Raw genomic sequence first — 23,043 nt, 5'->3', positions numbered from 1 at the left:
AAGCCTGTCTAACGTGGATGCGCTCGCCAATCCACACGCCGCGCCAGCCCCTGATTAACCAAACGGCATGACCTGACCGAATAAGCAATCACGCTGCAACGTTCTGTTCACCGACGCTAAAGCCACCCCATCACCGTGCTGGCCTGGAGTCGTGAATGAACACTCGCATTACATCGTTGCTGTTGATGATCCAAGGGGCTTGCCTTGCTGCGCAGGCACAGGCAGAGGGTTTTCCGACGCTCGCGCGGATTGCGCCGGGTTTTGGTTATTACGGGCTGGATTACGGCTTCGATGACACGCTCAAGGTGTACGGCACCGTGGATGCATTCGCCAGCTATCACGACTCACAGCACCACTCGGGTTTCAGGCTGGCCGGTGGCGGCGCCTGGACCAACAAGCTCGGGCTGTACGCACGCAAGGCGCTTGACCCCGATACTGTCGTGGAGCTTGACGTCGAGGAGGGTTTCAACCTCAATGGCGAGGCCCTGGAGGGCACCTGGGACACCGTCGGTACCCTGCGCCTGGCGACCGTCGCCCTGCGCTCGCGCACCCTGGGCAAGCTCGAGTTCGGCAAGACCTACGGCATGGCCACGCCCACCTACGCCGACCCGTTCCTGGCCACCTATGGCTCGCCCTACACCTACCTGGCCCTGCCTGCCGCCGGCAAGGGCGCCTATTACCTTGACCTGCGCCCCAAGCACACCCTGGCCTACACCAGCCCGACCTTCAGCGGCTTCAGCCTCGGTACCGCGCTGAGCTTCGGCTTCGACGATGCCGCCAGCGCTGGGCGCACCGTGCGTGGCGGTGGCGCCCGGCTGCAGTACCGCAACAGCCGGGTGATGTTGCTGGCCTCCTACAACCGTTACTACAGCGACCCATGGGACGACGGCGGCGTTTCACGCCAGACCGCCAACGATTTCAAGAGCCTGTCGGCGTTCTACGATTTCGGCCCGCTGGCCACCAGCCTCACCTGGCAGCGTCAGGATGTGGACCAGGCCGGCACGCCCAGCACCACGCTGTACACTTTCGGCATGATGGCGCCAGTGGGCGAACTGGACGTGCTGCGCCTGGCTGTGATGCAACGCCAGGTCAGCGCCCGCGACAAGGACGCGTGGGGTGTGATGATCGGCTATGACCATTTCATCAACCCCCGCTGGGCCCTCTATGGACGCCTCGGCATGATCGCCAACCAGCGCGCCTCGTCGGTCACCTACGCCGGGACCCCGGTGGACCAGGCGGGCGATAACCCAAGCAACGTCTCGCTAGGCATGTACTACCACTTCTGACCCCACGGGGCGGGTCTGCTTGAGCACCTGCCCGCGCAAGCTGTGGAACAGCTCCTGGGCAGGCGCCGTGAGGCTGTGGCGGTCAATGCAGACCAGGTTGATGGGGTAATCCGGAATCAACTCCTGCACCGCCATGGCTACGAACTCGCAATCGATACCGTAGGTAGACCCTTGGTCCACCGCCAGCTCGCTGATGGCCATCAACGATTCCGTGTTCTTCAACAGCTTCAGCGCCATCATCACTGAAGTGCATTCAACAGTGTTCTGTGGCACCCGAAGGCCATTGGCTTCGAACAGTTGGTGAAACTGCGACGCCTGGTCCGACAACTCGTCCAGGCTGATCCAGGGGGCGTATTGCAAGGTGCGCAGTGACTGGCTGAACTTCTGCCGATTCGAGGCGTGGCAAATCACCCTGCCCTTGATACTGCCCAGCGCCTCCCAGTCCAGGCTCAGCCGACTCAGCGGTTGCTGCGAAGTAATGGCAAAGTCCAGGCTGCCATCGCGCAAGCGCTGCAGGATCTGGCTGGGACGCAGGTCGGTGATGGTGATCTTCACCCGCGGGTACTTGCGCCGAAAGGCCAGGATACTGTCATCGACGCCATCGAGCATCGCCGTCAACGACGTCACCCCGATCGACACGGCGCCCAGCGCCGCATCCTGAATGCTCGCCGCTTCGATCTGCAGGCGGCGTATGCTCTCTACCACGAGGTTGGCATGGCGGATGACACGTTTGCCTTCCTCGGTAAGGGCCATGCCTTTGTGCGACCGCTGCAACAGGGTAAACCCCACCTCCCGCTCCAGCTCCTTGATCGAACGGCTCAGCGCGGGCTGAGTAATGTGCATGAGCTTGGAGGCTTCGAGGATGCTGCCTGCGTTATGAATGGCGACCAGCGCCCTGAGTTGGTGAAGTTTCAACCGTCTGTACCTTGTTGTTAGCGGCCGGTTCGAAAGGTGTTCTGGCAGCCCTGACAGCCGTTGTCGGCAAGGCCTGAAAGGTATGGCTAGCGCAACACAGCCAGCAGGCTGGCCGCATCGCTGACCTCGAACTTGCCGGGGCTTTCAACCGCAATGTACTGGACTACCTGGTCGTCGACCAACATTGCATACCGCTGCGAGCGCCGCCCCAAACCGCGTGCCGAAAGGTCCTGGGTCAGTCCAAGCGCCTCGCTGAATTCGCCATTGCCATCGCCGATCATCTTGACCGCATCCCCGACCTGCATGCTGTTGCCCCAGGCGTTCATGACAAAGGCATCGTTCACCGAGACGCACAGGATTTCGTCAATGCCAGCCGCACACAACGCAGGGGCCGCCGCGACATAACCGGGAACGTGACGTTCAGAGCACGTCGGCGTGAATGCGCCCGGCAACGCGAAGATCAGCACCTTCTTGTGCTTGCAACGCTCGCGAATGGAAAAGGCCTTCGGGCCGATCGCGCAGGCGCCTGCGTCGTTGTTGTATTGATAAAGGGTAACGTCGGGCAATTGATCGCCGGTTTTGATCATCGCTGTCTCCTGGGTGAGGTGAGGGCCAGGCAGCCATGATGCCGCAGTCGACCTGGCAACGCATCATGAGCAGGGCTAAAAAACCTGTGAAATAACTTCAATATCATTCATGCAGCGCCCCGCCTAGGATACGCCTCAATCAAACACATCAAGATTACGGTGTGAACGACTCAGCCTACGCAACTGACCAGCACTGAGTTGCTCACACTCAGGCATCTGGAAGCCGTCACCATGAATAAAACGCCAACATTCACCGTCAAGCGCATTGCGTTCGACGAACATTATCACCCCGCCGAAAACACCCGCATCACGACCAATTTCGCCAATTTGGCACGGGGTGCAAACCGCCAGCAAAACCTGCGCAATACCTTGACGATGATTAATAACCGTTTCAATGCGCTGGCGCACTGGGACAACCCCGAACATGATCGCTACCGCGTAGAGCTGGACATCATATCGGTGGAAATGAATATTGAAAATGCGCAGCACGGCCATGCACTGCCGCTGATCGAAATATTGAAAACCCATATTGTCGACCGCCAAAACAATACGCGCCTCGAAGGCATGGTAGGCAACAACTTCTCTTCGTACGTGCGCGATTACGACTTCAGTGTGCTGTTACTGGAGCATAACAAGCATCGGTCGACCTTCAGCACACCTGATCATTTCGGCGAGCTGCATGGCAACCTGTTCAAATGCTTCGTCAACTCGCAAACCTACCAGGAGCATTTCAGCAAACCACCGGTTATCTGCCTGAGCGTATCCAGCAGCAGGACTTACCTACGCACCGAAAATCAGCACCCTGTGCTAGGGGTTGAGTACCAGCAGGATAAATACTCCCTGACGGATGAATACTTCAAGAAAATGGGCTTGAAGGTGCGCTATTTCATGCCGCCGAACAGCGTCGCCCCGTTGGCGTTTTATTTTGCCGGCGACTTGCTGGCTGACTACACCTACCTTGAACTGATCAGCACCATCAGCACCATGGACACCTTTCAGAAAATCTACCGACCCGAGATCTACAACGCCAATTCTCCCGCAGGCAAGGCCTACCAGCCCAGCCTGCAAAACCAGGATTACTCGCTCACGCGCATTGTCTACGACCGGGAAGAGCGCAGCCGCCTGGCGATCGAGCAGGGCAAGTTTGCCGAGGAGCAATTTGTCAAACCCTACCAGGCCACGCTGGCGCAATGGTCCGCTCAATACGCACGTTGAACATTCAAAGCACAAGGTCACAGTTCATGAACACATTGCTACCCACCTCCACGGCCGGCAGCCTGCCTAAACCCGCCTGGCTTGCTCAACCCGAAACACTTTGGTCACCGTGGAAGTTGCAAGACGCGCAACTGATCGAAGGCAAACAGGATGCCTTGCGCCTGGCCTTGCAAGAACAACAACACGCCGGTATCGACATCGTCAGTGACGGCGAGCAAACCCGGCAGCACTTTGTCACCACGTTTATCGAGCACCTCAGCGGCGTTGATTTCGAACAACGGAAAACCGTTAGAATCCGTGACCGCTACGATGCAAGCGTACCGACGGTTATGGGTGCTGTCGCTCGACAAAAGCCGGTGTTTGTCGAAGATGCCACGTTCTTGCGCCAGCACACCACACAGCCGATAAAGTGGGCGCTGCCCGGCCCCATGACCATGATCGACACACTGTATGACAACCACTACAAAAGCCGCGAGAAACTGGCCTGGGAATTCGCCAAGATTCTCAACCAGGAAGCCAGAGAACTGGAAGCCGCGGGCGTGGACATCATTCAGTTCGACGAACCGGCATTCAATGTTTTCTTTGACGATGTGAATGAATGGGGCGTGGCTACCCTGGAAAGGGCCATCGAGGGCCTCAAGTGCGAAACGGCCGTCCATATATGCTATGGCTATGGCATCAAAGCGAACACCGACTGGAAAAAGACCCTCGGTTCAGAATGGCGGCAATACGAACAGGCCTTCCCCAAACTGCAGCAGTCCAGCATCGATATCATTTCGCTGGAATGCCATAACTCGCATGTTCCGATGGACCTGCTCGAACTGATTCGCGGCAAGAAAGTCATGGTCGGCGCCATCGATGTGGCCACCCATGTCATTGAAACACCCGAACAGGTCGCCGCCACCCTGCGCAAGGCACTGCAATTCGTCGATGCCGACAAGCTCTACCCTTGCACCAACTGCGGCATGGCGCCCCTGCCCCGCCAGGTAGCCAGCGGCAAGCTCAAGGCCTTGAGTGCAGGCGCAGCCATTGTCCGTCAGGAACTCGCTAACGCACGCTGAAATGAATGCAGCCACAGGACCTACCATGTTGCTTTCCGGTACGGCGATCGAGCCGTCGACTTTTCGCCAGGCACTCGGGCACTACGCATCCGGCATCACGGTGATTACATCGCACCACGAAGGTGAGCCGATCGGCTTCACCTGCCAGTCGTTCTACAGCGTATCGATGAGCCCGCCGCTGGTGTCATTCAGTGTGATGTCCCGTTCGGCCAGCTACCCGAAAATTCGCCAGGCTGGCCGCTTCACGGTCAACATCCTGTCAGGTGAGCAGGTCGGCATTTCCAACCAGTTTGCCCGGCGCGGCGCCAACAAGTGGCACGGCGTCGAATGGCAAGCGTCGCCGTTGGGCAACCCGATCATTGCCGGCAGCCTGCATTGGCTTGATTGCGAAATTCACGCCGAACATGCCGCCGGGGACCACCTGATCGTGATTGGCGAAGTCAAAGCGTTGAACCTGCAGGCCACTGCTGCCACGCAGCCGCTGCTGTATTTCAAGGGGCAGTACTGCAACCTCGCCGCGCATCACGCGGCTTGAGCCTCACCCCACTCACGGAAAACCCATCAAAGGAATTGTCAGGATCACGCAGCAGTGAAGAAAACCCGCCATTACTGCGTTGATCCGCCATTTTACTCATGATCGATTTACGCCACCTGCGAACCCTCCACGCGCTGCGTGAAACCGACAGCCTGCACGAGGCCGCCGAGCGCCTGCACCTGACACAATCAGCCCTGTCGCACCAGTTCCGCGATATGGAAGAGCGCATCGGCATGCCACTGTTCGTGCGCAAATCCAGGCCGGTGCGCTTCACCAGCGCCGGGCTGAAGCTGCTGCAGCTGGCCGATCAGGTGCTGCCTCAGATCCGCAATACCGAACGGGACCTGGGCAAACTGGCCGGCGGCTGCGCCGGACGGCTGCACATCGCCATCGAGTGCCACAGCTGCTATCAGTGGTTGATGCCTTCAGTGGATGAGTTCCGCGGCGCCTGGCCTGAGGTGGAACTGGACCTCGCCTCCGGTTTTTCCTTCGCGCCACTGCCAGCCCTGGAGCGCGGCGACCTGGACCTGGTGGTCACCTCCGACCCGGTGACATTGCCGGGTATCAGCTACGTGCCGTTGTTCAGCTACGAGGCACTGCTGGCCATCGACAACCACCACGCCATGCGCCACAAGCCGTACCTGGAGCCCACCGATATCGCCAGCCAGACACTGATCACCTACCCGATCGAACGCACCCGCCTGGACATCTTCACCCGCTTCCTCGACCCCGCCGACGTCGAGCCCGCACAGGTCCGCACCTCAGAACTTACCGTGATGATGATGCAACTGGTTGCGTCCGGGCGCGGCGTCTGCTGCCTGCCCAACTGGGCCGTGCACGAATACAGTTCGCGCGGCTATGTAACCGCCAAGCGCCTTGGCGAACACGGCCTGCAGGCAAACCTCTATGCGGCACTGCGCAGTGACATGCTGGAGGTGCCGTACGTGCGTGATTTTCTGCTGACGGCCAAGGATATTTCGTTCACCACGCTGGCAGGTGTCAGCGTGCCTTCAGGCCCGGTTCTCTGAAAGCCGGGCGTGCGTTTGCGAACCTCAGTGCCGGCCATGGCGCGCCATGCCCCTACGGCCAACGAATCAGCCAGCCTTCGCCAACTGCACTTGCAGAAACGCCATCAGTGCCCCCGCCACAGGTGACAAGCTGCGCCCTTTGCGGGTGAGCATGCCGATGTGCCGTTCTACCTTGGGCTCGACAAGGGGCACGAACGCCAGTTTTTCGTTCTCCTGCGGAAAAGCGAGGTACGGCAAGGTACTGATCCCTACCCCCTCCTCCAGCATGGCGATCAACGAAATCATGTTGGAAATGAACAGCCGGCTATCGGCCAGCAAACCCTCGGCCTCGGTACCCGCCAGTAATTGCGAGGTACCGTTGCGGATCATCGGCACGCCCAGCAACTGCGCCCAATGCAGCTGCCCCCCCGCCTGCACCAGCGGGTGGTCGCTGCGGCACACCACGCCAACCTGATCATTCACGATGGGGGCGAATTCGAGCTGGTCATCGTCCACCCACAGGCTGCTGATGCCGAAATCCACTTGCCCTTGAGCGAGCAACTGCTGCACACGTTCGGCCGTGCCGTCCTGAATGCTGACCTGCACATTGGGGTGCGCGGCCACAAAGCGGGCCAGCGGCCCTGGCAGCATTCGGCTGGCCACAGAAGGCACGGTGGCGATGCTGACCTGGCCGATTTCATGCCGGGCAAACAGCATGGCTTCACGCGCAATACGGTCATGGTGCTCGATCAAGCCACGAAACAACGGGAGGCAATGCTCGCCATATGGCGTCAGCTCTACCCGGCCACCGCCCTTTTCGACCAGTGCCTGCCCCAGCTTCTGCTCCAGTTCACGCAGGGCCAGGGATATCGCAGGCTGGGTGCGAAAGGCCTGGCGGGCGGCCGCGTGGAAACTCTTGTGTTCGGCGACCAGTACGAAGTAACGCAACTGCGCGATTTTCAGCTCGGGCAACATGGTTAGCATTCCTTATCAAAGCATTTTTTTTATTAATTTTTATTTGCTGCATATTGCTCGCATGATGAATGCCATGCAAACGGAGGCGTTCATCCATGTCACACAAGACCTACAACAACTACATCGATGGCCAGTGGTGTGAAGGCCACGCCACTTTGGGCAACTACAGCCCCTCGGACACTGGCGACCTGATCGGCCAGTACCATCAGGCCAGCGCCGGACAGGCCCGCCAGGCCATTCAGGCCGCCCGCGCCGCTCAACCCCTGTGGGCCGCCAGTGGACTGGAAAGCCGCCAGCAAGTGCTGATGGCCATCGGCGACGAGCTGATCGCCCGCAAGGAAGAACTCGGCGAACTGCTGTCGCGAGAAGAAGGCAAACCCTTGGCCGAAGGCATCGGCGAGGTCAACCGCAGTGGCCAGTTCTTCCATTACTACGCCGCCGAAGTGCTGCGCCAGATGGGCGAGACTGCCGCCTCGGTGCGCCCAGGGGTGGACATCGAAGTGCATCGCGAACCGGTGGGTGTGGTGGGCATCATTACCCCATGGAACTTCCCCATGGCCACCGCCGCCTGGAAAATCGCCCCGGCCTTGGCCTTCGGCAACGCCGTGGTGTTCAAGCCGGCCAACCTGGTGCCGGCCAGTGCCTGGGCGCTCACCGAGATCATCAGCCGTCAGGGCCTGCCCAGCGGTACCTTCAACCTGGTGATGGGCAGCGGTGCCGACGTCGGCGAGGCCCTGATCGAGTCCGCCGAGATCGATGCCCTGACGTTCACCGGTTCTCTGCAGACGGGCCGACGCGTAGCGGTGGCCACCGCCGGTAACCTGGTGCGCTGCCAGCTGGAAATGGGTAGCAAGAATGCCCTGGTGGTCATGGACGACGCCGACCTCGAACTGGCCGTGGAATGCGCGCTCAACGGGGCCTTCTTTGGCACTGGGCAGAAATGCACTGCGTCATCACGGCTGATCGTCTGCGACGGCATCCACGACCGCTTCGTCGAGGCGCTGCGCCTGCGCATGCGCCAGCTCAAGGTCGGCCATGCACTGGAGGCTGGCGTCCAGATCGGCCCGGTAGCTGACGCGCGCCAGCTGGAACAGAACCTGGCCTACCTGCAACTGGCCCAGGCCGAAGGCGCCACCCTGATAGAAGGCGGCGAGCGCCTGCAATTGGCCTCCGATGGCTACTACATGCGCCCGGCCTTGTTCATCAACAGCCGCAACGACATGCGCATCAACCGCGAGGAAGTGTTCGGCCCCATCGCCTGCGTGATCCGCGTGCGCGATTTTGAAGAGGCGCTGGCCACGCTCAATGATACCGAGTACGGCCTCACAGCCGGGATCATCACCCAGTCGCTGCGCCACGCCAGCCACTTCAAGCGCCGCGCCCAGACCGGCTGCGTGATGGTCAATCTGCCCACCGCCGGGACCGACTACCACGTGCCATTCGGGGGCCGCAAAGCCTCGAGTTTCGGCCCCCGGGAACAGGGGCAATACGCTCGCGACTTCTACACCGTGGTCAAGACCACCTACCTGCGGCCCTGAAGGAATACATGCCATGCACGACCTTTTGATGATCGACGGCCTGCAGTACTCCAACTGGAGCCAGGAAATATTCCAGCAGATGCAGGCCGGTGGCCTGAGCGCGGTGCACGCCACCATCGCCTACCACGAAAACGCCCGCGAAACCCTGTCACGCCTGGGCGAGTGGAACCGCCGCTTCGAGACATGGCCCGAGCTGATCCGCCCGGTGCGCACGGCCGGCGACATCCGCCTGGCCCACGAGGAGGGCCGGGTGGGTATCTTCTTCGGCTTCCAGAACTGCTCGCCGATCGAGGACGACATTGCCCTGGTGGAGGTTTTCCGCCAGCTCGGGGTGTTCGTCATGCAGCTGACCTACAACAACCAAAGCCTGCTGGCCAGCGGTTGCTATGAGCGCGAGGACAACGGCATCAGCCGCTTCGGCCGCCAGGTGATCGCCGAAATGAACCGCGTCGGCATGCTCATCGACATGTCTCACAGCGCCGAGCGAAGCACGCTTGAGGCCATTGAACTGTCCAGCCGACCGGTGATCATCTCCCACGCCAACCCTGCCAGCTTCCACGCCGCCAAGCGCAACAAATCCGATGCGGTGCTACGCGGGATCGCAGAGTCCGGCGGGCTGCTGGGCTTCAGCACCTATCCGTTCCACCTCAAGGGTGCCTCGGACTGTAGCCTGGAAAGTTTCTGCGACATGGTCGCGCGCACCGCCGACCTGATGGGTGTGGAGCACATCGGCATCGGCACCGACCTGTGCCAGGCGCAACCCTTGTCTGTGCTGGAATGGATGCGCAACGGCCGCTGGAGCAAGGACAAGGACTACGGCGAAGGCTCCAGGGACAACGCCAACTGGCCGGCGCCCTTGCAGTGGTTCCGCGACAGCCGCGACTTCCGCAACATTGCCCAAGGCCTGCGCGCCCGCGGCTTTGCCGAGCACGACGTGGGCAACATCATGGGGCTGAACTGGTTGCGCTTGCTGGAGACCGCCACCACGGCACAGGCCTGAACCCCTTGCACGGACAGCATCAACAATAAAAAGAATCGCAGGTTCCGGAGGTTTCATGAAAAACCCAACTACCTTGCAGGCCGACGGCCAGGCCATGGGCCTGCCTATGGCACGCGATATCGACTGGCCGTTGTTCCTGATCAGCGGCGGATTCCTCGGCGCCTTCCTGCTGGCGGCGCTGATCGACATCGACACCGTGTCGGCGCTGGTCAATACCCTGTTCGCCTGGTCGACAAAGGCCTTTGGCCTCTATTGGCAAGTGCTGATGCTGGCAACCTTCGCCGTCAGCCTGTTCATCGGTTTTTCCAGGTGCGGGCGTGTACGCCTGGGCGGGGTCACCCAGCGCCCGGACGTCAGCACCTTCAACTGGATCGCCGTGATCATGTGCGCCCTGCTGGCAGGTGGTGGCGCCTTCTGGGCCGCTGCCGAACCCTTGATGCACTTTGCCAGCCCACCGCCCTTCTTCGCCGGCCTGCAACCGCACAGCGAAGCGGCGGCCACCGCGGCACTGGCGCAATCGTTCGTGCACTGGGGCTTCCTGGCCTGGGCCGTGCTGGGCAGCCTGCTGGCGATCGTGCTGATGCACCTGCATTACGATAAAGGCCTTCCGCTGGCGCCGCGCACCCTGCTTTACCCCCTGTTCGGCCAGCGAGCGCTCAAGGGCCCGATCGGCACCTTGGCCGACGCTGCCTCGATCATCGCGGTAGTGGCCGGCACCATCGGTCCGATCGGTTTCCTTGGCCTGCAGATCAGCAGCGCCATGCACGCCGTGTGGGGGCTGCCCAACACTATCGTCACCCAGTCGCTGACCATTGTCCTGGTGACCGCGATGTACACCGTCTCGTGCCTGGTGGGCCTCAAAGGCATCCGCTTTGTCAGCGAGATCAACGTCTGGTTGATGATCGGCCTGGCCCTGTTCATGGTGGTATTCGGACCGACGCTGTTCATCCTCGGCGGTTTCCCGGCGGCCTTTGCCCTGCACGTGGAGCACTTCATCCCCCTGACGATGTTCCGCGCCGACCCCAAATGGCTGGACTGGTGGACGGTGTTCTACTGGGGCTGGTTCATCGGCTACGCGCCCATGGTGGCCCTGTATGTCGCGCGGATCTCGCGGGGCCGCACCATCCGCGAGATCATCATGACGCTGTCGATCATCGCACCGCTGGTGACCATGTTCTGGTTCACTGTGGTGGGCGGTACCGGGATCGGCCTGGAGCTGCAAACGCCAGGCATCGTCACCGCCCATGGCGCCAAGCCTGAAGACCTGTTGCTGGGAGTGACGCAGCACCTGCCACTGGGTGGCCTTGTCAGCGCGCTGTTCCTGTTCTTGAGTTTCATCTCGGTGGCCACCAATGGCGACGCCATGGCCTTCACCGTGGCGCTGGCGATGTCCAGCAACGATAAACCGAAGAAGTGGTTGCGCGGTTTCTGGGCAATCGGCATGGGCCTGGCGGCGGTGGTGCTGATCACCATTGGCGCAGGCGGGGTGACGGCCCTGCAATCCTTCATTGTCATCACCGCGGTGCCGGTGTCGCTGGTGATCCTGCCAGCGCTGTGGGATGCCGTGCGCATCGCTCGACACATGGCCCGTGAACAAGGCGTCTGAACATGATCCATCCAGGTACAACAACAATGCCCAACAGCGTGCCTGCAATACCCGCGTTGCGCCCTGCCAGCCAAGTCATGGACCTGGCCCGGCTGGGTAGCCACTTCCAGAGCCCGCTAAGCTTCGTGCGCAGCAGCATGCGGCGGATGATGCAGCAGCGCTGGCAAATCCGGCGCAGCTGTTTCGACCTCGATGGCCAAGGCTTCGGCACTGCGATCTACCGCATCGAAACGCCAAACGGCCATTACCACTGCGTGATCTTCTCGGCCTACCTGCCGCCCGAAAAGCGCAGCGATCGAGTCATCGCCGACCAGTGGGACGTCAGCTTCGTGCTGGTGGCCGGCGATGTCGACTCGGTACAACTGGCCGACCTGCAACGCAACGTGCCGCTGCAGGAAGCCGGTCGCTTCGATGCACGCGTGCTGGTGTTGTCGCGGGCCAACCGTAGCTTGCGCAATTTCGACCGGTTTCTGGCGGCGCTGGCAGAAGGACGCCAGCCCGATCCACAACAACTGGCTGAAGTCGGCTACCTGTATCGCACCACCGCGGTGTACGGTAACGGCAAGTTCGGCATCGCCGATTTTGGTTGCCTGCAAGATAACCCGGACTTCAACCAGCCGTTCAGCGCGCAGATGTTCACCGTCTACCTGCTGCGTCACTTCAGCATCGAGCAGATCAACCACATGGCCCGGGCACTCGCCCCGCAGCGGGCAGTGCAACTGGCCCCGGCGCTACAACGCTACCTGGGGGTCGGCAACGCGACCGGGCTGGGAATGGCCCCTTTTCTGATCAACCACCCTCAACTGGTGGAGCACTGGATCAGTACGCGGGAAACGGCCCTGGCCCTGGTGCTGGCGCAGTCGGCGGAGCCCGACCAATTGGCACGCCTGCAGCAATTGCTGGCGCGCGCCCAGTTGCACCTGAGCCAGTCCCGGACCGAAGACCAGCGCCAGCATGAGCAGAACCTGCAAACCTTGGCCGAGCTTGCTTTACTGGCCACCTGGCTTGGCACGCAAGCCGACGGCGCGGGCCTTTGGCCGCGTCTGCTGGCCTGGGCGCAATTACACACGGGGGTGGGCTGCCAGGAGCTTCTGGTCAGCCTGCTGCTGGAGCTGTACCCCGAGCAGGTCACGCCCCTGGCCGAGCACATGGGGGTCAACGAAAGCTGGCAGCTGGACGCCCAGATGCCCCTTGGGCAACTGCGCCAGCTCATCGAGCAGCAGTATGGCTGGGCGTTGCGCTACGACTTCAGTGCTGCCGATGCGGAGCACTTCTTCTGGTACCGCTCAGCTGAAAAAGAAGAGCCTCGCCTGGGCATTCGCGCAGAGGAGCCAGGGGCCGAAAAAGAAATGCAGCTGGGTATTGCCCGCAATATCCAGCAGTGCCATGGCGCGCTGCTGGAGCACCTGCAACGGCAGCCTCAGGCGCTGACCGCTCACTTCCTGATCGCCCAACCGAGGTTCAAGGGCGCGGTACGCCGCCTGCAAGGCATGGCAAAAACGACCTACGGTGAAATCCGTGCCAATCTGCTGGCCCGGGACATGCTGCCGATTCACCTGCTGCGCTGCAAACTGGCATTTTTCGGCGCGGGGAAATTCGACCCCAAGTCAAGCCGCTGGGTGCGTATCACGCTGTTCCAGGGCGCGCCGCTGGTCAGCGACATCGGTCAGCCGTTCGCAGACGACTGGAATTTCGCAGTCATGCCGCAAAGGGAGCTTTGACCATGCGCGTATCGCTTAACGAAATACAGGTGATGTGCCGCAAGGCATTCGAAGGCATGGGCTTCGCCCCGGGCGACTGCGAGGATGCCGCCGAACTCGTGGGCTGGTTGCAACTGCAGGGGCTCGATGGCGTCGGTGCACTGGAAAAGGCGTTGCGTTATCTGCAAGCCGAAGCTGCACGGCCATACGCCTTGTGCCATGAGGATAACGCCCTGCTGGTGATCGACGCCAAGGGCCAGAGCGTGTTGCGCTGCGCCGCCACGGTGGTGGAACTGGCGGCAGCCAAGGCCATGCGCTGTGGTCAGGCTGAACTGCGCATACGCCACTGCCACAACCGTTTGCTGTTGCTGGGCTACCTGAGCCGGGCAGCGGTGCAGGGGCTGCACGTGCAATCACGCTGGGAGGACGCCCGCCAATGCCACCTGGCCGATTTTACCGCCGGCATGCCGCGCCCGGAACTGAGCAGTGAAACCCGGCCCCAGGCCATTGAAGCGGCCGCGCAAGACGTAACGGTGCTGTTCACCCGAGCAGGCCAGACCGCCCAGGCAATAAGCGACCCGCAGCGCCCACTGCAGCAAGGTTTTACCGTCAACGAACATACCTGGCAAAGGCTCAGGCAGCTGGCCGAACACATCCTTGTCGAGAGCACCGATGCCTCACGCCGCCACGGTGCAGGCGGCGGCAGCGACGCCGACTGAACACCCTTGCCACTGAGGAAAAAACCCATGAAGCATGCGATAAAGACCGAGCTGTTCGCCTCCAGGGCGCCACTGGAATGGGCGGTCGTCGGCAACGGTACGTTGTACACGGCCCAGATCCCAATCGATACGCAGGGCCAGGTGGTTGCCGGCGGCATCGAGGCCCAGGCCCGCCAGACACTGGACAACCTGCGCCACACCCTGGAAGCCGCTGGCAGCTCGCTGGATGCCGTGACCCAGGTACTGATCTACGTGACCGACCGCCGTTATCTGGCGACTGTGAATGCCGTGTACGCCGAGTATTTCCAGGCACCCTACCCCAACCGTGCGGCCGTAGTGGTGGCTGGCCTCGCCCGGGAAGAAATGCTGGTGGAGCTGGTGGTCTACGCCTGCCTCTGACGCCCTGAAGGCGCCCGTCTCACGATATTCAGCGTTCGCGCAATCGAGTGCCGCCCGCGCGGCGCTCGATGCATGCACCCTCCACCCCACGTCATGCACCCGGAATACTCCCTTTTTCTCCCGCCAGGCACCGGCCTGCGCCCCATTTCGGTTCAAAACCCGCGCCCGGATCAAAAGCGCCCTTTTTTGATGCGCCGGCCCTTGCGGCCAGGCAGCACACATCGGGTGTGCCCCTCACATTTCCTGCATCGCCAGAACCGCCAGGCGTATTCGGCACTTTTATTGCACAGACTGGTTGTACTCAACGCACAGGCAATCTACCGAAACCGAGGTTAACGCGAGACACAGCTCCCACTTACCCCAGCAAGGCAGCACCCTGAAAGACGCAGATGAACCGCAATGAAGCTGCCGGCAACGGCGGCAAGGAGTGGGTATGTCCCGGGCTTTTTTCAATGAAATGTACGAAGCGGACGGCAACTGCCGCCCGCATTACCAGGAGTTCGCCCGCTGGCTGGCCAACACCCCGCTGGAGTTGCTGGAACAGCGCCGGCGCGAGGCCGACCTGCTGTTTCACCGCGCAGGCATCACCTTCACTTTGTATGGCGACAAGCAGGATACCGAGCGCCTGATCCCCTTCGATATCATCCCGCGCAGCATCCGCGCCAGCGAATGGCGCACGGTCGAGCGTGGCTGCATTCAACGGGTACAGGCGCTGAACCTGTTCCTGGAGGACATCTACCACGACCAGCGCATTCTCAAGGCCGGCATCATCCCGCCAGAGCAAGTGCTGGCCAACGAGGGCTACCAGATCGCCATGCAGGGCCTGGACCTTCACCGTGGGCTGTATGCGCATATTGCCGGTGTCGACCTGGTACGTGACGGCGATGGCAGCTACTTCGTGCTGGAAGACAACCTGCGTACCCCCAGCGGCGTCAGCTACATGCTCGAAGACCGCAAGATGATGATGCGCCTGTTCCCCGAACTGTTTGCCGCCCAGCGCATCGCGCCCATCGATCACTACCCCAACCTGCTGCTGGACACGCTCAAGAGCGCCAGCCCACTGGACAACCCCACCGCGGTGCTGCTCACGCCCGGCCGTTTCAACAGCGCCTATTTCGAGCATGCCTTCCTGGCCCGGGAAATGGGCATCGAGTTGGTCGAAGGCGCCGACCTGTTCGTGCGTGATGAGCATGTCTACATGCGCACCACGGCCGGCCCCCAACAGGTGGACGTGATCTATCGTCGCCTGGACGACGACTACCTCGACCCGCTGTCCTTCAACCCTGACTCCATGCTGGGCGTGCCGGGGCTGATCTCGGTTTACCGCGCCGGCAATGTGGTACTGGCCAACGCCGTCGGCACTGGCGTGGCCGATGACAAATCCATCTACCCCTTCGTCGACGACATGATCCGCTTTTACCTGAGCGAAGAACCGATCCTGAACAACGTGCCGACCTGGCAGTGCCGCAAGCCGGCGGACCTGTCCCATGTACTGGCCCACCTGCCCGAACTGGTGGTCAAGGAAACCCAGGGCTCCGGCGGTTATGGCATGTTGGTCGGGCCCGCCTCGACCAAAGCCCAGATCGAGGACTTCCGCGCGCGCATCAAAGCCCGCCCGCACGCCTATATCGCTCAACCGACGCTGTGCCTGTCAACCTGCCCGACCTTCGTCGACAGCGGCATCGCACCGCGTCACATCGACCTGCGCCCGTTCGTGTTGTCGGGCAGTGAAACCCGCCTGGTGCCCGGTGGCCTGACGCGCGTGGCGCTCAAGGAAGGCTCGCTGGTGGTCAACTCGTCGCAAGGCGGCGGTACCAAGGACACCTGGGTAGTGGAGGACTGAGCCATGCTTTCGCGAACCGCTTCCGACCTGTACTGGATGTCCCGCTACCTGGAGCGTGCAGAAAACCTCGCGCGCATGCTCGAGGTCAGCTACTCGCTGTCGCTGATGCCCCAGGCCGGGCGCAGCGACGGCCATGCCGAACTGGCAATGTCGCTGATGGCCTCGGGCATGCTGGACGACTACCTGCGTCGGCACAATGAACTCGACACCGAGCGCATGCTGCACTTCTTCGCCCTCGACGCCACCAACCCCAGCAGCATCTATTGCTGCCTGCAGGCCGCCAGGACCAATGCCCATGCAGTGCGCGGCCGTATCACCGCCGACATGTGGGAGAACATCAACGCCACCTGGATCGAAATGCGCAACATTGCCAGCAACGGCCTGGGTCGCTATGGCATCAGCCAGTTCTGCGACTGGGTAAAGGAACGGTCGCACCTGTTCCGCGGTGCGACCTCTGGCACCATCATGCGCAACGATGCCTACAGCTTCATTCGCCTGGGGACCTTCCTGGAGCGGGCGGACAACACCCTGCGCCTGCTCGATTCGCGCTATGAAATGTTCGGCGAGGCCTCCGAAGAGGTCAGCGACGACTCCGCCCGCGGTTATTACCAATGGAGCGCCCTGCTGCGCGCGCTGACCTCGTATGAGGCCTTCAACGAGCTCTATCGCGCCGCGCCCAGTGCCCGGCCGGTGTCCGAGCTGCTGCTGTTGCGGGTGGACGTGCCGCGCTCGCTGCATGCCTGCATCGAGGAACTGGACCTGATCCTGGCGGGCCTGCCGGGCAGTACCGGGCGTGCCGCCCAGCGCATGGCCGCCGAACTGAACGCGCGCCTGCGCTACACCGCCATCGACGAAATCCTTGATGCAGGGTTGCACCCCTGGCTAAGCGACTTCATCGGCCGCATCAACCAACTGGGCCAGGCCGTCCATCACTCCTACCTGGAGGTTGTATGAAACTGTCCATTCGCCACGACACGACCTATAGCTACGCCAGCGACGTGTGCAACAGTATCCAGTTCCTGCGCCTGACGCCGCGCAGCAGCGAACGCCAGCGTATCAATCAATGGCAACTGGACCTGCCCTGCAAGGTCAAGGGCCAGATCGACCCTTACGGCAACATCCTGCATGTGCTGACGCTGGACAAACCCCATGGTCATCTGGCGCTTACCGCACACGGCCAGGTCGAGATCGACCCGGATTGCGAACACGAAACCGAGAGCCAGTCTCCCCTGCCGTTCCTGCGCGGTAGCCACCTGACGCTGGCCGACAACACCCTGATTGCTTTCGCCGCCCGGCAATGTGGCAGTCACCGTGACCGGGCAGCACTGATCGGGCTGATGCAAGGCCTGGCCGAGCACATGCCCTACAGCCCTGGGGCCACGTCGGTGGGCACCACGGCCATCGAAGCCTTCAACGGTGGCGCAGGCGTGTGTCAGGACCACACCCACGCCTTCCTGGCCTGCGCACGCAGCCTGGGGGTGCCGGCACGCTATGTGTCCGGCTACCTGTGCACCGAGGACGAACAACACCTGGCCAGCCACGCCTGGGCCGAAGCCTGGGTCGACGAAGCCTGGTACAGCTTCGACATTACCAACCGCCTGACCCGGCCAGAGCGTCACCTGAAGCTCGCGGTGGGCCTGGACTACCTCGATGCCTGTCCGGTCAGGGGCGTACGCCGCGGCGGCGGCGCCGAATCGATGCAGGCCAGCGTCCACGTGCATCGCCAGTGACAGGCTGGCGTCAGACCGGTCTTGCCGCGCGAGTGCGGCAAGACCCTTCCACACGCAACACAAGGGAAACCGCATGACTTACTGTGTCGCCATGCACCTGGAGGACGGGCTTGTCTTCATCAGCGACTCACGCACCAACGCCGGCATCGACCAGATCTCCACGTTCACCAAGTTGTTCGTCTTCAGCGCCCCGGGCGAGCGGCTGATCGTGCTGCAGACCGCCGGCAATCTGGCGACCTCGCAGTCGGTGGTAAACCTGCTGCAGCAACGCACCCAGGGCAACGGCCCCCATCTGCTGAACGTTGCCACGCTCTACGATGCAACGGTGCTGGTCGCCGACACCCTGCGCGAGGTGGTCAAAAGAGACCGCAGCAAGCTCACGGCCGATATCGACCTTAGCAGTTCATTCATCGTCGGCGGCCAGATAGCCGGCGGCCCCATGGCCATCTACAACGTGTATGCACAAGGCAATTTCTTCCAGGCCACACCGGACACCCCGTTTCTGCAACTGGGTGAAAGCAAGTACGGCAGGCCAATACTCGACCGCAACCTGGATTACCGCACGCCGCTCGATGAAGCGCTGCGCTGCGGCCTGATTTCGTTCGACTCCACCATCCGCAGCAACCTGTCGGTGGGCATGCCGCTGGACTTGCTGGTGTACCGCAACAACAGCCTGGAAAGCATGACGCGCAAGCGCATTACCAGCGACGATGCCTATTACCAGCAGATTCGCAGGCAGTGGAGCGACGGCTTGAAAACCCTGCTGGCCGAACTGCCAGCGCCGCCTTATGGCTGAGTAAGCGAACTGTCCAGATCCTTTGGTGCCTGGACAGGCACCTTCGCGGTCTGGCCCGCGCCCACAGGTACTGTGCAAGCCTTGAAGGCGGTGATGGCCTGTGGGAGCGGGCGAGCCCGCGAACAGGCCGGTACAGGCAACACCTCAGTAAAACCAATGTGTAATGTTCGAAACTCCGTGGGTTATCCTGCGCCTTCCCCCCCTGTCACGAGCCTGTCATGTCGTGCGCTGCCACACCGGTGCAAATCCGCCGCGCCGACCAGACTCCCGCAATGCCGCCCCATGCCATGCATGACATGGGCTCACCTATGGGGTGAGGAGTGATCGTTTGAGTCGATCAAATCGCTGAAATCTAATGGGTGCAAACCAACAAGAAGCTCGCACGGAAGCGATCAGCGATAGAGAAAACCACACGATGACTCCAACGTTCTCATTACTCGTCCTGGGCACCGCGATACTCCTGATCGTCGTCATGATCAGCAAACTCAAAGTACACCCGTTTCTGGCCTTGATGGCCGCAAGCCTGGTGGTCGGTGTCGGCACCGGCATGGCGCCAACGGCAATCGTGGCGGCATTCGAGAAAGGCATGGGCAGCACGCTGGGCTTTCTTGCCGGCATCATCGGCCTGGGCAGTATCCTCGGCAAACTGCTGGAGGAATCCGGAGGTGCCAGGCGCATCGCCACCACACTGCTGAACAGGCTGGGGGAACGCAATGCCTCGTGGGCAATGATGCTCGTCGGCTTCATCGCCGGCATCCCGGTATTCTTCGAAGTCGGCTTCGTCCTGCTGATTCCGTTGATCTACGTGGTTGCACGGCAAACCCGTATCAGCATGCTATACCTCGGCGTGCCGCTGGCCACCTCGCTGATGGTGGTGCACTGCATTCTCCCGCCACACCCGGCCGCCACAGCCATCACCGGCATGCTCAATGCGGATATCGGTACGGTCATCCTGTACGGCCTGATCGTTGGCCTGCCGACCGCTATCATCGCGGGCCCGGTGTGGGTTCGCTTCACCTGTAACCGTGAAGCCGGCGAATCCCAGCAGGCCTTCCTGTCTGCGCGCACGGTGGCTCAAGCAGAAGAGCAGGCAATGCCCGCGTTCGGCATCACACTCACCACCGTACTGCTGCCACTGGTGTTGATGGTCGGCAAAACGTTGGCCGTCACGGTCCTGGACAAGGGCTCTGCGCTGTACGAGTGGGTGGCCTTCCTGGGCAGCCCACTGATTGCCCTGACGCTGTCGGTGGTGTTCGCCTACTGGGCACTGGGCTTGCGCCGCGGCCTGGATATGGCAGGCCTGCTGAGCCTGACCCAGCGCTGTTTCCCTCCCCTGGCCGGCATTTTGCTGATCATCGGTGCCGGCGGTGCCTTCAATGACATGCTCGTGGGCAGCGGCATCGGCAAGGCACTGGCCGATGTGCTGAACCAGACGCAGCTCAACCCGATCATCCTCGCCTGGTTGGTCGCCGGGATCATGCACTTTGCCGTCGGCTCGGCCACCGTCGCGATGATCAGCGCGGCCGGCATGGTAATGCCAATCCTTGGCCAGCACCCGGAATACAACCGGGAAATCCTGGTGATCGCCATCGGCGCCGGCGCCATCGGCTGGACCCATATCACCGACTCGGCGTTCTGGGTGGTGAAGGAGTACCTGGGCCTTTCCCTGAGTGATGCACTGAAGAAGTTCACTGCCGCTACAGTGCTGGCCTCGGTAGTCGCCTTGTGCCTGACCCTGCTCCTTTCGAAGATTGTCTGATCTACTCTGCACATACCGCACTACAGGTGAAATCATGATTCACGGAAAAACCCTGGAAGCCTGGCAACAAAGCCACCCGATCATCGCCGAGCTGGTGGCCCTGAAGCCAACCAGCTGGTTCAACCCTGGCATCGCCAAGGCTGCAGAAGCCCTGCACGACGTGGGCCTGACGGCGGCCGACGTGCAAGTCACCAGCGCGCGACTGCAGCGGTTCGCGCCTTACCTGGCCACCGTGTTCCCCGAGACGGCAGCGGCCGGCGGGGTCATCGAGTCGCACATCACCCCGCTGCCTCAGCTGCGCCAGCTGCTTGTCGAGGAGGGATCGCTGCAGAACGCAGGCAGCCTGTGGCTCAAGGCGGACAGCGACTTGCCTATCTCCGGCTCGATCAAAGCCCGGGGCGGCATCCATGAGGTGCTCAAGCACGCCGAGGACCTGGCCCTGGCTGCCGGCTTGATCACGCCAACGGATGACTACACCAAACTGGCGAGCGACCAGGCCCGCGCATTCTTCAGCCAGTACACGATCGCCGTGGGCTCGACCGGCAACCTGGGGCTGTCGATTGGCATCATGAGCGCCAAGCTGGGCTTCCAGGTGAGCGTGCACATGTCGTCTGACGCCAGGCAATGGAAGAAGGACAAGCTGCGGGCCAACGGTGTCACGGTGGTCGAACACGCCTCCGACTACAGCGTGGCGGTCGAGCAAGGCCGCCAGCAGGCAGCATCCGACCCCAGCTGTTACTTTGTCGACGACGAAAACTCCCCGCAGCTGTTTCTCGGCTATGCCGTGGCCGCCGAACGGTTGGCGCGGCAATTCGACCAGGCGGGCATCCAGGTAAACGCAGATCATCCATTGTTCGTGTACCTGCCGTGCGGCGTAGGGGGCGGCCCAGGCGGTGTTGCGTTCGGGCTGAAACTGGTATTCGGCGATGCGGTGCACTGCATCTTTGCCGAGCCCACCCATTCCCCCTGCATGCTGCTGGGTGTCTATACCGGCCTGCACGATGAAACCAGCGTGCAGGACTTCGGCATCGACAACATCACCGCCGCCGACGGCCTGGCGGTCGGGCGCCCATCAGGGTTTGTCGGCAAAGCCATGCAGCGCCTGATCGATGGTTACTACACCGTGACCGACGAAGAACTGTACCGCTTGATGGTCATCGCCCATGAGCAGGACAAGGTCAAACTGGAACCCTCTGCCCTGGCCGGCGTACCCGGTATGCTGCGGGTGCTGCAAGCAGGCGAGTACCTGGCTCGCCAGGGCTTCACCCCAACCCAGCTGCAGCAGGCTACACACCTCGTCTGGGGGACGGGTGGCAGCATGGTGCCGGACGATGAATTCAACGCCTATCTGGCGAAAGGGCGCAGCCTGCAGGCAAACGTGTAACCGCAATCAGCTCACGGCGCAGGAAGGATTGATCAATGAAAAAGCCCGGCGGCGGCGCCGTGAAACTCAATGGCTCGCACCTGGGCAGCCTGCATGTCTTTCTGGTGGCGGCACGCCACTTGAGCTTCTCGCGCGCCGCCGATGAGCTGTGCCTGACGGCCAGTGCCGTGAGTCACCGCATCAATCGCCTGGAAGATGAGCTGGCGCTCAAGCTGTTCCACCGCATGCCGCGCAAGGTCAGCCTCACCGAAGACGGCGAGCGCCTGTTCGCGGTCATGCAACGGACCATGGATGAGTTAAGCGAGGCCGTGCAGGAACGTGCTCACGCCGAAATCGCCGGCCAGTTGACGTTGTATGTGCGCCCGTCAGTCGCACAATGCTGGCTGGTGCCGCGGCTGGCGCAGTTCACCGCCCGCTACCCTGATATCCAGCTGGATATCAGGGTGGGCAACGAGAGCATCGATTACCGCACCCGCAAGATCGACCTGGTCCTGTGTTATTCGGATGGTCATCACCCGGGGTTGCAGAGCATCCACTTGATGGACGAGCGGATCGCCCCGGTGTGCTCCCCCCGTTACGCAGAAACCCATGCATTGACCGGTGACCTGCACCCGCTGGATCATTGCACCGCCTTGCATGACGTAGCGGCCTGGGACAACGCTGCATTCGATGCAGAATGGCAGCTCTGGGCCAACACCACAGGTGCGGGTATCAGCCTCCCGCGCCGATTCCTCACATTCGATCGCTCCGACCTGTGCACGCTCGCCGCGCTGAATCACGTAGGCATCGCCATTGGCCGCGAACAGCTGGTCAAGGATCGCATTGCACGAGGTGAGCTGGTTTTGCCGTTCGGTGGTTTCGTCGACACCCCCAACTATGGCTATTACCTGGTCTACCCGCATCATGACCCGATGCCCAAACGCCTGCAGGTGTTGATCGACTGGCTCGTGGAATGTGCCCACTCATCCAGTGCAAGTCATTGAGCGAC

General features: G+C 61.8%; 21 protein-coding genes. 18 read left to right on the top strand and 3 right to left on the bottom strand.

Going from position 1 to position 23,043, the window contains the following annotated elements; genetic code table 11:
• Window positions 1-155 precede the first annotated feature (155 nt).
• The gene (locus BJQ17_RS03215) at window positions 156-1,286 is read left to right on the top strand and encodes a porin (protein ID WP_004576495.1); all 1,131 of its coding nucleotides are present in this window, start codon (window positions 156-158) and stop codon (window positions 1,284-1,286) included.
• On the opposite strand, the gene BJQ17_RS03210 is transcribed toward BJQ17_RS03215, so the two are convergent.
• Window positions 1,263-2,201: a LysR family transcriptional regulator gene (locus tag BJQ17_RS03210; RefSeq protein WP_070095511.1), complete on the bottom strand. Its 939-nt coding sequence runs from the start codon at window positions 2,199-2,201 to the stop codon at window positions 1,263-1,265. The genes BJQ17_RS03215 and BJQ17_RS03210 overlap by 24 nt on opposite strands.
• A gap of 86 nt (window positions 2,202-2,287) precedes the next feature.
• Entirely contained in the window at window positions 2,288-2,788 is a 501-nt protein-coding gene (locus BJQ17_RS03205) for a peroxiredoxin (protein WP_003254050.1), read from the bottom strand.
• A 231-nt stretch (window positions 2,789-3,019) separates the two neighbouring features.
• Here BJQ17_RS03205 and BJQ17_RS03200 point away from each other — a divergent pair, with 231 nt between their 5' ends.
• The 4 genes from BJQ17_RS03200 to BJQ17_RS03185 all read left to right on the top strand — a co-directional run bounded on the left by BJQ17_RS03200 (window position 3,020) and on the right by BJQ17_RS03185 (window position 6,627).
• On the top strand, window positions 3,020-4,003 hold the full coding sequence (locus BJQ17_RS03200; protein WP_003254053.1) for a DUF1852 domain-containing protein: 984 nt from the start codon (window positions 3,020-3,022) through the stop codon (window positions 4,001-4,003).
• A gap of 26 nt (window positions 4,004-4,029) precedes the next feature.
• The gene (locus BJQ17_RS03195; RefSeq protein ID WP_003254055.1) at window positions 4,030-5,064 is read left to right on the top strand and encodes a methionine synthase; all 1,035 of its coding nucleotides are present in this window, start codon (window positions 4,030-4,032) and stop codon (window positions 5,062-5,064) included.
• 25 nt (window positions 5,065-5,089) lie between these two features.
• Complete coding sequence (locus BJQ17_RS03190) at window positions 5,090-5,599, top strand: flavin reductase family protein (RefSeq protein WP_070095510.1); 510 nt, start codon at window positions 5,090-5,092, stop codon at window positions 5,597-5,599.
• Window positions 5,600-5,697: 98 nt separating this feature from the next.
• Complete coding sequence (locus BJQ17_RS03185) at window positions 5,698-6,627, top strand: LysR family transcriptional regulator (protein WP_004576489.1); 930 nt, start codon at window positions 5,698-5,700, stop codon at window positions 6,625-6,627.
• A gap of 66 nt (window positions 6,628-6,693) precedes the next feature.
• On the opposite strand, the gene BJQ17_RS03180 is transcribed toward BJQ17_RS03185, so the two are convergent.
• On the bottom strand, window positions 6,694-7,581 hold the full coding sequence (locus BJQ17_RS03180; RefSeq protein WP_070095509.1) for a LysR family transcriptional regulator: 888 nt from the start codon (window positions 7,579-7,581) through the stop codon (window positions 6,694-6,696).
• A 95-nt stretch (window positions 7,582-7,676) separates the two neighbouring features.
• On the opposite strand from BJQ17_RS03180, the gene BJQ17_RS03175 reads away from it, so the two are divergent.
• From BJQ17_RS03175 to dsdC, 13 genes are all read left to right on the top strand, one after another.
• Window positions 7,677-9,119, top strand: coding sequence for an aldehyde dehydrogenase family protein (locus tag BJQ17_RS03175; RefSeq protein WP_070095508.1), 1,443 nt, complete (start codon window positions 7,677-7,679; stop codon window positions 9,117-9,119).
• A 13-nt stretch (window positions 9,120-9,132) separates the two neighbouring features.
• Entirely contained in the window at window positions 9,133-10,119 is a 987-nt protein-coding gene (locus BJQ17_RS03170) for a dipeptidase (RefSeq protein ID WP_070095507.1), read from the top strand.
• A gap of 55 nt (window positions 10,120-10,174) precedes the next feature.
• A complete protein-coding gene (locus BJQ17_RS03165) occupies window positions 10,175-11,725 on the top strand; it encodes a BCCT family transporter (protein ID WP_004576485.1) in 1,551 nt (516 codons plus the stop codon).
• A 26-nt stretch (window positions 11,726-11,751) separates the two neighbouring features.
• Window positions 11,752-13,446, top strand: coding sequence for a hypothetical protein (locus BJQ17_RS03160; RefSeq protein ID WP_070095506.1), 1,695 nt, complete (start codon window positions 11,752-11,754; stop codon window positions 13,444-13,446).
• A 2-nt stretch (window positions 13,447-13,448) separates the two neighbouring features.
• The gene (locus tag BJQ17_RS03155) at window positions 13,449-14,144 is read left to right on the top strand and encodes a DUF3726 domain-containing protein (protein WP_070095505.1); all 696 of its coding nucleotides are present in this window, start codon (window positions 13,449-13,451) and stop codon (window positions 14,142-14,144) included.
• Window positions 14,145-14,171: 27 nt separating this feature from the next.
• The gene (locus tag BJQ17_RS03150) at window positions 14,172-14,543 is read left to right on the top strand and encodes a RidA family protein (RefSeq protein WP_003254071.1); all 372 of its coding nucleotides are present in this window, start codon (window positions 14,172-14,174) and stop codon (window positions 14,541-14,543) included.
• Between the two features lie 433 nt (window positions 14,544-14,976).
• On the top strand, window positions 14,977-16,386 hold the full coding sequence (locus BJQ17_RS03145; RefSeq protein ID WP_010953605.1) for a circularly permuted type 2 ATP-grasp protein: 1,410 nt from the start codon (window positions 14,977-14,979) through the stop codon (window positions 16,384-16,386).
• Window positions 16,387-16,389: 3 nt separating this feature from the next.
• A complete protein-coding gene (locus BJQ17_RS03140) occupies window positions 16,390-17,340 on the top strand; it encodes an alpha-E domain-containing protein (RefSeq protein ID WP_012052764.1) in 951 nt (316 codons plus the stop codon).
• Window positions 17,337-18,116, top strand: coding sequence for a transglutaminase family protein (locus tag BJQ17_RS03135; protein WP_047602997.1), 780 nt, complete (start codon window positions 17,337-17,339; stop codon window positions 18,114-18,116). The genes BJQ17_RS03140 and BJQ17_RS03135 overlap by 4 nt, the downstream gene beginning before the upstream one ends.
• 73 nt (window positions 18,117-18,189) lie before the next feature.
• Entirely contained in the window at window positions 18,190-18,912 is a 723-nt protein-coding gene (locus BJQ17_RS03130; protein WP_054888213.1) for a proteasome-type protease, read from the top strand.
• A 415-nt stretch (window positions 18,913-19,327) separates the two neighbouring features.
• A complete protein-coding gene (locus BJQ17_RS03125; RefSeq protein WP_070095504.1) occupies window positions 19,328-20,671 on the top strand; it encodes a gluconate:H+ symporter in 1,344 nt (447 codons plus the stop codon).
• A 34-nt stretch (window positions 20,672-20,705) separates the two neighbouring features.
• Window positions 20,706-22,055, top strand: coding sequence for a D-serine ammonia-lyase (locus tag BJQ17_RS03120; protein ID WP_060544999.1), 1,350 nt, complete (start codon window positions 20,706-20,708; stop codon window positions 22,053-22,055).
• Window positions 22,056-22,090: 35 nt separating this feature from the next.
• Window positions 22,091-23,038, top strand: a complete 948-nt coding sequence (gene dsdC / locus BJQ17_RS03115; RefSeq protein ID WP_003254082.1) for a DNA-binding transcriptional regulator DsdC — start codon at window positions 22,091-22,093, stop codon at window positions 23,036-23,038.
• The last annotated feature ends 5 nt before the right edge of the window (window positions 23,039-23,043 follow it).

This window comes from Pseudomonas sp. NBRC 111139, from assembly GCF_001753955.1.
Classification (GTDB): Bacteria; Pseudomonadota; Gammaproteobacteria; order Pseudomonadales; family Pseudomonadaceae; genus Aquipseudomonas; species Aquipseudomonas alloputida.
This window is presented reverse-complemented; position numbering and strand designations above follow the sequence as displayed.